The organism is Allobosea sp. P1_A7 (assembly GCF_056406775.1).
Map to the genome: position 1 here is coordinate 1 of NZ_JBFTZN010000304.1, position 8,968 is coordinate 8,968.

The following is an 8,968-nucleotide window of genomic DNA, read 5'->3' on the forward strand; positions in this document are numbered from 1 at the left end:
ACCATATTCCGTGTTGGTGATCGCCGAAATGCGCTCGACCTACCATATTCCGTGTTGGTGATCGCCGAAATGCGCTCGACCTGAACGACCGTCAGAGCCAAGCCGCTCAGCAGGATTCCGCCGACGAAAAGCGGAATCCGCCTCGAAAACCGCAGAAGAGCTGCATTATTCCGGCTACGGAGCGCGACCCATAATGGAAACAAAGCGCCGGTCCAGGCGGCAATGCCTACTCCGTGAATAAACACCGCCGATCGCATGAGGAATTGGGGGGTAGCAGCGCTGGCGTGCCCGCTGGCCGCAAGAGCCAGCCCGACCCCAGCCAAGGCGCTCCAGGCCAGTCCAATTCGCGCTATCCCTTGAGTGGCGATCGAGGCTAACCCTGTGGCGATGGAAAAGCCCGCCATCATCACGGTCACGCCAAAGGCGCTGCTAGCACCCGCTTTCCAGACTGCGGTATCGAAAAAGCTGGCCGCGGTCGCGCCAAGTACATCCAGCCCTTGCGCCGCGACCGCGAGGGGCAGAACCCCCAATCCCATGCCCATGAGGCCTGCGGAGAACAAGCGCGCCGCGACCGGCAGGGGGGCGATCCATACCGCCGAGGCCGCGCCGCCGACGCCGAGAAACAGTACCAGATAAAGGCCGAGCTTTGTCGCCCAAAGTAGAAAAAGCACCGCGCGGTCGGCGTRAACGTCTATGTCGGGTGCCCGGATGTTTGCAGCACCGATTGAGAAAACGAGCGCGCCCCCCACCGGATGCCCATCTTCGGAAACCACCCGCCAACTCAACACATGTGTGCCGTTGCTGAGGCCGATCGGAACCTTGATGGCCAACGAGCGATCTCTCAATTCATAGCGATCGAGAGTTTGCGGTTTTCCAGTTGGCGGAATGAGCTTGAGGAGGAGGGGGGAGACTGGCTCGCTGAAGCTCAGCGTCAACACAGATGGTGCCATCGCCACGATCGCACCATCTGCCGGCGTCGCAGCAGTTAGTGCCGCGTGGGCAGCGGCCTGCCCAGCCGCGGCAACAACAACCGCACCTGAGCTGACCAGGAGAATGATGAAGAGGCGAAGGCGCCGGATCATGATAGTCCTTGCGGATCGAACACCAAGATCCGGCCGCTTCGGTGACTACTTCTTGGGGATCAGTTTCAGGCTCGGCGCCGGAAACTTGTAGTCGTCACTGGTCTTGCCCGGTGCGGGGATTTCGATCCAGCGTTCCACAGCGCCGCCTTCGCATTCCTGGACGATTGGCACATATAGCGCTGTATCAGCCTTCAGGTCGGTCGTGAGGTAAGCGCGAAAGGCAAACTCGTCATAGTGTTCGTCGAGCAGTTTCCCGCCACTCCAGACCACCTCTTTGACGCCTTCCGAAGTCGGCGTCCCATAGTAGTCATAGGACTTGGCGTACTCGCCCTTGAGAGTTTCCAGCGTCCATCCCGGTTTGGGCATCGGCTTCACAGCGATCACGCCCTCGGGAATTTTGACGCGCACCTTGAGGGTGGCGGCACCCTTGCAGCCGTGCGGCACGCGCGCCACCGCCTTGTAGGTCGAGCCAATGGCGGCCTGCTGAGTTTCAAGCGTGACGTGAGCTGCTGCCCCCGTTGTGCCGGCGGCAAGAATCAAAGCGGCAATCAGATGGGCTTTCATAGCGAGTTCCTTCAGGCAAGCTGATTGGGTGGATTTCGGGCGCCTATGTCCCGGTTGGCAGAGAAGTAAACAGCGGGTGGTCCGTAGAACTCAGAGCCGACGTCAAACACTCGGCGATCTGAACCAGCGCCAGGCATGGAAGGCTGCGCCTACGGGAAAGCTCAGGCGGGGGGCGCACGCGGGTTTGCGGGAAAGTGTCCTGAGTAAAATCCCGGCGGCACCTGGGGATACGGAGCAAATCCGGTCTGGTTCGCAACGCGATAAGACACCGGGAAGAAACTGGCTGCGGGATTGATCGCGATGTTTGCGGAGAATGCGCAGTTCAATGAGCAATCGAACATCAGATCAGGCTGGGCGTGATCTGATGAGCCCCCGAAGCCAGGAGCGCTGGTCGCGCAATGGGTGAGAGCGATAGTCCGATCCACCGTGACTACCACGCCGTGTGCGCCGGATATCAGGCCTGTGACGACCGCCTGAAACACGATCAGATAGGCGAGGCCGATTGCGCCCCACCGAGCTGATCGCTTGTCACATTCCAACTGCTTGGCCCGGCCTCTGCATTCGCCTTCTTGATCTGCATCAATGCAGCTGTAGGGGCGTTGATCTTTGCTGCCGACTCTCCGCTCCAGCACGCGTGCGATCAAAATGGATGACTTATTCGAGGCGGCACGGGTCACAGAGCAGCAGGAACGAGCAACCTATTCGCTAATGGTTTCAGCCCATCCTGGTATCTCTGCATGTGCGTGGTCGCACTACTTGCAGGGTTCTGATCAAATGTCCGGCAAGATGCGCGGGCTGATTGCGCTCAACGACAGGCGCGGCTGCGTTCACGGCATATTTTCTTATGACGTTGTACAATCGCTTTCGTCCGAAGCCACATTGGCTGTTTCGGAACTGGCATCGGTCCGGCTGCCAAGCTCCGCACTGATTGAGGCCCTTATGTGCTTCGCCAATAATTTGGCTGCCGAGCTTGGACTTCGAACAATCGCGCTCGAACTCGCCCCATCCGCAATCTGGAGACAGGACCACTTGGCCATGAAGCAGCGTGGGTTCGCGCTTGATCGAGTGACAATGCGAGGCCGGACCTGATGACCCTTCAATCTTGGGGTGGGCACGAATGGGCTCGAATTTGGGCTTCAAGCGGTCCGGTCGAGCTACAGGCGGTTTCAGCGACTGCCTTTGCAAGGTTTGCAGCAGAGGAGGCCGGGATGACCAGAACGAATTACGCAGACTGGCTAGCAGTGCTTGAGGGAATGGAACAGGCACAACGCGAGCGCTACCTCGCGGGTCGCGACGGAGAGGGTGATTCGCTGGGCAAGCAGATCGAGCAATGGATCATAGTGGGCCGCGCTCAAGGTCACTGCCTGCGCGACGGACCGCCATTGACGGAAACCAAATGCCCGGTTCTGCCCCCTCAGACGGGAAACCCGATCAGTGGCTAGAAGAACTGCCCGGCGTGACGTCGGCACTCGACAAGGCGGCGCATGGGGGTCTAGCTTCTCTGAAGATTTTCTAAGGAATGAAGCTGAGAGCGCCGCCGCAACGTCATCTCGGGAGCTGGTATTGTGATGTCCGATGGTGCCAAAGCCGAAACCCGGGCCGAATTCAGGCCTGYAACGCGACGGCAGGARTTCYTTGCCTTCATCGTCCTGGCGATCCTGATCTGGCCGRTCATCGCGGTCGGCGTCGTCGGCGGCTATGGTTTCCTGGTCTGGATGCTGCAAKTGGTCTTCGGACCGCCCGGCCCACCACGGTGAGGGCCCGGCCATGGCAGAGCACGGGATCGATCTCGGCAGACGTGGGTTCCTGAMGGGGCTTCTTCCCTCGGAACCGGACGTCATTCGTCCACCCTGGTCCCTCGAAGAGACAATCGCGAGCGCCTGCACGGGATGCGGCGCCTGCGTCAGTGCCTGCCCGCAAGCGATCCTCAGGCTCGATGYCCGGCAGCGGCCCGAGATCGATTTCAGCTCCGGCGAGTGCAGCTTCTGCGGCGCCTGCGCCGCAGCCTGCCCGGAGCCGGTCTTCGATCGCGGGCGGCCTGCTTTCCAGCACGTCGCCGTGATCGGGAACACATGCTTTGCCGCCCGCGGCATCGTTTGCCAGAGCTGCGGCGATGCCTGTCCGGAAGCGGCGATCCGTTTCCGACCGCGCCTTGGTGGCCCTGCCCTGCCTGTCCTCACCGCCACTCAGTGTACCGGCTGCGGCGCCTGCATCGCGGCCTGCCCGGCCGCCGCCATCGGAACCTGCCCCACGGCAGCGGAGGCAGCCCATGCCTGAAGCCCAAGCGGCCSGCACCRTCCATATTTCCAGYGCCGTCGTCACSGCCTTYCCRGAGCATTGCGACGCGGTCGTGCGCCAGATCAATGCCCTGCCGGGCACCGAGGTYCATCGTGTCGAGAACGGCAAGATCGTCATCGTGATGGAAGCCGAGAGCACCGGCGAGATGGGYAGCAGGCTCACCGGCATCGCACTGATGGACGGCGTCCTTTCGGCAAACTTCGTCTTCGAACAGATCATCGCCCTCGACGACACTGGAGCTGGATCATGACCCTATCCCGTCGCGAGATGCTGAAGGCGCAGGCGGCGGGCATCGCCGCTGCCGCYGCCAATATGAGCCTSCCCGCCGAAGCMCAGCCYGTCGYSGGYGGCGTCGACACGCTGGAGATCACCTGGTCGAAGGCGCCCTGCCGCTTCTGCGGCACGGGGTGCGGCGTGATGGTCGGCGTCAAGGAAGGCAAGGTCATCGCCACCCATGGCGACATGAAGGCCGAGGTCAATCGCGGCCTGAACTGCGTCAAGGGCTATTTCCTCTCGAAGATCATGTACGGCGCGGACCGGCTGACGCAGCCTCTGCTGCGCAARAAGGGCGGCGTCTACGCCAAGGACGGCGAGTTCACGCCGGTCTCCTGGGATGAGGCTTTCGACGTCATGGCCGCCAAGGCCAAGCAGGTCCTGAAAGACAAAGGGCCGACCGCGCTCGGCATGTTCGGCTCCGGCCAGTGGACGATCTGGGAGGGCTATGCCGCGACCAAGCTGATGCGCGCCGGCTTCCGCTCGAACAATCTCGACCCGAATGCGCGCCACTGCATGGCGTCTGCCGCCTACGCCTTCATGCGCACCTTCGGCATGGACGAGCCGATGGGCTGCTATGACGATTTCGAAGCCACGGACGCCTTCGTACTCTGGGGCTCGAACATGGCGGAGATGCACCCGATCCTGTGGACCCGGGTCGCCGACCGCAGGCTCGGCCACCCCCATGTCAAGGTTGCGGTGCTCTCGACCTTTACCAACCGAAGCGCCGACCTGGCCGATATCCCGATTGTCTTCAAGCCCGGCACCGATCTGGCGATCCTCAATTACATCGCCAACCACATCATCACGACCGGCCGCGTGAACAAGGACTTCGTCCAGAAGCACACGAACTTCGTCAAGGGCGCGACTGATATTGGCTATGGCCTGCGGCCCGACGATCCGCGCGAGGTCAAGGCGAAGAAGGCGGAAGATGTCGGCGCGACCTCGCCGATCGACTTCGAAGCCTATGCCGCCTTCGTCAAGGACTACACCCTCGAGAAAGTCTCGGCGCTGACAGGGGTGGAGCCCGGCTTCCTGCAAGAGCTGGCAGAGCTCTATGCCGACCCGAAGCGCAAGGTCGTCTCGTTCTGGACGATGGGCTTCAACCAGCATGTCCGCGGCGTCTGGGCGAACCAGCTCGTTTACAACCTGCATCTGCTGACCGGAAAGATCTCGGAGCCCGGCAACAGCCCCTTCTCACTGACCGGGCAGCCTTCCGCCTGCGGCACGGCACGCGAGGTCGGCACCTTCGCCCATCGTCTGCCCGCCGACATGACTGTGGTGAATCCCGAGCACCGCAAGCACGCCGAGGAGATCTGGCGGATTCCGGCCGGCACGATCCCGGAAAAGCCGGGCTATCACGCGGTCGAGCAGGATCGCATGCTCAAGGACGGCAAGCTCAATTTCTACTGGATCCAGGTCAACAACAACCTGCAGGCGGCGCCGAACAGTGCCGGGGAAACCTACCCGGGCTATCGCAATCCAGAGAATTTCATCGTCGTTTCCGACGCCTACCCGACCGTGACGGCCATGGCCGCCGACCTGATCCTGCCCGCCGCCATGTGGGTCGAGAAGGAGGGCGCCTATGGCAATGCCGAGCGGCGCACCCATTTCTGGCACCAACTCGTCAAGGCGCCCGGGGAGGCCCGTTCCGACCTCTGGCAAATGGTCGAATTCTCGAAGCGCTTCACCACCGACGAGGTCTGGCCGGCCGCCCTTCTCGATGCCAATCCCAACTATCGCGGCAAGACGCTGTTCGATGTGCTGTTCAGGAATGGGCATGTCGACAGCTTCGCTGCAAGCGAGGTCGACCCCGCCTATGACAATCTGGAGGCCAAGCATTTCGGCTTCTACGTCCAGAAGGGACTGTTCGAGGAATATGCCAGCTTCGGCCGCGGCCACGGCCATGACCTGGCGCCGTTCGACACCTATCACGAGGTCCGCGGGCTGCGCTGGCCGGTGGTCAACGGCAAGGAAACGCTCTGGCGCTATCGCGAAGGCCTCGACCMCTATGTGAAGCCGGGCAAGGGTTTCGAGTTCTACGGCAACCCCGATGGCAAGGCGCGGATCATCGCCGTGCCCTACGAGCCGCCGGCGGAATCGCCGGACAACGAATATGATCTCTGGCTGGTGACCGGACGGGTGCTCGAGCACTGGCATTCCGGCTCGATGACGATGCGCGTGCCGGAGCTCTTCAAGGCTTTCCCCGGCGCTCGCTGCTTCATGCACCCGGACGATGCCCGCAAGCGCGGGCTCAACCAGGGGGCGGAGATCCGGCTGATCTCCCGCCGCGGCGAGATGCAGACCCGGGTCGAGACGCGCGGGCGCAACCGCATGCCCCAGGGCGTCGTCTTCGTGCCCTGGTTCGACGCCAGCCAGCTCATCAACAAGACCACTCTCGACGCGACGGATCCCATCTCCAAACAGACGGATTTCAAGAAATGCGCGGTCAAGATCGTAGCGGTCTGAGCCTGGTGCGCTCCTGGACCGTCCTTGGAACTGCCCTGGCAGCTCTCGTCGTCCTCTGCTTCGGCGCGCTCTCGCAGGAGAGCGGCCGGATCAACATCGTGCCGCGCCTGACCGGCGCGGCGCCGCCGATGGGCGCCGTCAACGTGCCGCCGCTCGACCGTCCGATCGTCGACGACGTCAGGCGCATGCGGAACTACCCGGAACAGCCGCCGATCATTCCGCATTCGATCGACGGCTATCAGCTGACGCTGAACACCAACCGCTGCATGGATTGCCACAAGCGGGAGTTCACCGAGGGCTCCGGCGCCCCGATGATCAGCATCACCCATTTCCAGGACCGGGACGGACAGGTTCTCTCGGACGTGACCCCGCGGCGCTATTTCTGCACCGCCTGCCATGTTCAGCAAACCGACGCCCGCACGCTGGTGCCGAATACGTTCCAGGACGCAAACACGATTGGCCGCAAGCGGTAACGGGGCGCCGACATGGGCAAGCTGAAGGCTCTCTTCCTGCGCTCGTGGAACCTCGCGGTCTGGTTCTGGCGGGTCATCAGCCGGCCCAGCGCCTATCTGTCCCTGGGGTTCCTGACGCTCGGCGGCTTCATCTGCGGCGTCATGTTCTGGGGAGCGTTCAATACGGCGCTCGAGGTCACCAACACCGAGAAATTCTGCACCTCCTGTCACGAGATGCGCGACAACGTCTATCAGGAGCTGACCCAGACGGTTCATTTCTCGAACCGYTCRGGCGTGCGGGCCAGTTGCCCCGATTGCCATGTCCCCCATGAATGGACCCACAAGATCGCCCGCAAGATGCAGGCCTCGAAGGAGGTCTGGGGCAAGATCTTCGGCACYATCTCGACACGCCAGAAATTCCTCGACCACCGGCTGGAGCTCGCCAARCATGAATGGGCGCGGCTGAAGGCAAACGACTCGCTGGAATGCCGGAACTGCCATTCCACCGTCGCGATGGACTTCACCAAGCAGACGCGCCGGGCAGCCGAGATCCACAGCCGCTTCCTGATTCCGAAGGAGAAGACCTGCATCGACTGCCACAAGGGCATCGCCCATCTCCTGCCCGACATGACCGGTATCGAGCCCGGCTGGAAGGAAGCCCCCGAGCTCCAGGGCAAGGGCAGCGCCTCATGGCATGGGCCCGAGCGGGAATTGCGCGCCTATCTCGCCAGCATCGAGACGCGCTGAAGTCACTCATAAACCGCATCTTTAGGCCGTGCCCTATTTTAGAGGAGTGTCCCTGGGAAGGAATCGAACCGTGCAAATCGTTCGAGATGATGCGGGCGACATAACGATGGACGCTGCGGTGCTGTCGGGGCGCCTCGGCATGTCGAATTCGGCGATGCGACAACTCATGCGCCGCGGCTTGGTCCATAGTCGCGTCGAGGTTGGGATTGGCGAGGATGCCGGTCGATGTCGGCTTGCACTGCGTTGTGGCAACCGCATCTGGCAAGCGGTGCTGGGACCGGAGGGCCAAATCGAGAGCGAAGAATTACGCTATCTGCGCGCAAGCGGAACATGGATAAACGTTCGGGCTGCAGGGAGCCAAGACGCCATCGGAAATCTGGCCGATCCGGTATTAGACCCTGTTCTGCCGGCCGGCGGGTAACGCGATGTTCGGCTTGCATCACCGCGGCGGATTGAACCAGGACACGGCAGTCGTAGGCGACCGCTTTCGCGCAGATTTAAGCCGATCCGAAACTGATTGCGATCATGTGGGGGATCTGTCGCGCGTTCTTCAGCGGCACTTACACCCTGGGTCATGCTGCGGATGCGTATCTGGATCTGATTGCGCCGTCCCTGCCTTGGGATGGCCTACCCGAGGCGCTGATGCAAGCGTAGAGAACGGCGAAAGCCGCACTCCGAAAATGCAGGCCCTTGGCCGCGACAGCATGCTCACCACAGGCAAGACCGTTTACCTGGGGAGTTGTCCCGCATGTCGCGGCGGCGACGGCAAGAGCAAGCTCGATCTCCGCGCTCCCGAACTGACCGCCAACGAGTGGAGCCACGCTGTTCCGCCCTCGGCCGCCTTCGATTGGCTCGCCGCTGGCTGGAGCGACCTCATCGATAACCCGGTGCCGAGCCTGATCTATGGTTTCCTGGTTTTCCTGGTGGCGCTCGGCGTCATCGCCGGCTTCGWCGCTTTCGGTGGGTACTACGTTCTAGCCCGAATCATTCACCAGGGCGGGCAATTGAGCTGGCGGATGTAGCGTAAGATTTTGATATGACGTAGGATTCGGTTGCTGAAGCCAATCCTGCCCGTCCCTCTTC

13 protein-coding genes are annotated in these 8,968 nt (G+C 62.2%); 10 read left to right on the forward strand and 3 right to left on the reverse strand.

Annotation, left to right across the window (positions count from 1 at the left end):
- From AC1D34_RS31960 to AC1D34_RS31970, 3 genes are all read right to left on the reverse strand, one after another.
- Positions 1-1,082 (reverse strand): copper resistance CopC/CopD family protein (locus AC1D34_RS31960; RefSeq protein ID WP_476826398.1); only part of this gene is annotated, 1,082 nt, incomplete at its 3' end.
- A 45-nt stretch (positions 1,083-1,127) separates the two neighbouring features.
- A complete protein-coding gene (locus AC1D34_RS31965; protein WP_476777512.1) occupies positions 1,128-1,646 on the reverse strand; it encodes a YcnI family copper-binding membrane protein in 519 nt (172 codons plus the stop codon).
- A gap of 161 nt (positions 1,647-1,807) precedes the next feature.
- Positions 1,808-2,290, reverse strand: coding sequence for a hypothetical protein (locus AC1D34_RS31970; protein ID WP_476826399.1), 483 nt, complete (start codon positions 2,288-2,290; stop codon positions 1,808-1,810).
- A 1-nt stretch (position 2,291) separates the two neighbouring features.
- On the opposite strand from AC1D34_RS31970, the gene AC1D34_RS31975 reads away from it, so the two are divergent.
- The 10 genes from AC1D34_RS31975 to AC1D34_RS32020 all read left to right on the forward strand — a co-directional run bounded on the left by AC1D34_RS31975 (position 2,292) and on the right by AC1D34_RS32020 (position 8,907).
- The gene (locus AC1D34_RS31975) at positions 2,292-2,735 is read left to right on the forward strand and encodes a hypothetical protein (RefSeq protein ID WP_476826400.1); all 444 of its coding nucleotides are present in this window, start codon (positions 2,292-2,294) and stop codon (positions 2,733-2,735) included.
- A 119-nt stretch (positions 2,736-2,854) separates the two neighbouring features.
- Positions 2,855-3,088: a hypothetical protein gene (locus AC1D34_RS31980; protein ID WP_441509125.1), complete on the forward strand. Its 234-nt coding sequence runs from the start codon at positions 2,855-2,857 to the stop codon at positions 3,086-3,088.
- 126 nt (positions 3,089-3,214) lie between these two features.
- Positions 3,215-3,403, forward strand: coding sequence for a periplasmic nitrate reductase, NapE protein (locus AC1D34_RS31985; RefSeq protein WP_476826401.1), 189 nt, complete (start codon positions 3,215-3,217; stop codon positions 3,401-3,403).
- Between the two features lie 10 nt (positions 3,404-3,413).
- A complete protein-coding gene (napF, locus tag AC1D34_RS31990) occupies positions 3,414-3,923 on the forward strand; it encodes a ferredoxin-type protein NapF (protein ID WP_476826402.1) in 510 nt (169 codons plus the stop codon).
- The gene (locus AC1D34_RS31995) at positions 3,916-4,194 is read left to right on the forward strand and encodes a chaperone NapD (RefSeq protein WP_476826403.1); all 279 of its coding nucleotides are present in this window, start codon (positions 3,916-3,918) and stop codon (positions 4,192-4,194) included. The genes napF and AC1D34_RS31995 overlap by 8 nt, the downstream gene beginning before the upstream one ends.
- A complete protein-coding gene (napA, locus tag AC1D34_RS32000) occupies positions 4,191-6,686 on the forward strand; it encodes a periplasmic nitrate reductase subunit alpha (RefSeq protein WP_476826404.1) in 2,496 nt (831 codons plus the stop codon). The genes AC1D34_RS31995 and napA overlap by 4 nt, the downstream gene beginning before the upstream one ends.
- Entirely contained in the window at positions 6,659-7,159 is a 501-nt protein-coding gene (locus AC1D34_RS32005) for a nitrate reductase cytochrome c-type subunit (RefSeq protein ID WP_441509139.1), read from the forward strand. The genes napA and AC1D34_RS32005 overlap by 28 nt, the downstream gene beginning before the upstream one ends.
- Before the next feature lie 12 nt (positions 7,160-7,171).
- Entirely contained in the window at positions 7,172-7,885 is a 714-nt protein-coding gene (locus AC1D34_RS32010) for a cytochrome c3 family protein (RefSeq protein ID WP_476826405.1), read from the forward strand.
- 70 nt (positions 7,886-7,955) lie between these two features.
- A complete protein-coding gene (locus AC1D34_RS32015; protein ID WP_441509133.1) occupies positions 7,956-8,306 on the forward strand; it encodes a DUF6522 family protein in 351 nt (116 codons plus the stop codon).
- Between the two features lie 283 nt (positions 8,307-8,589).
- A complete protein-coding gene (locus tag AC1D34_RS32020; RefSeq protein WP_476826406.1) occupies positions 8,590-8,907 on the forward strand; it encodes a hypothetical protein in 318 nt (105 codons plus the stop codon).
- Positions 8,908-8,968 lie beyond the last annotated feature (61 nt).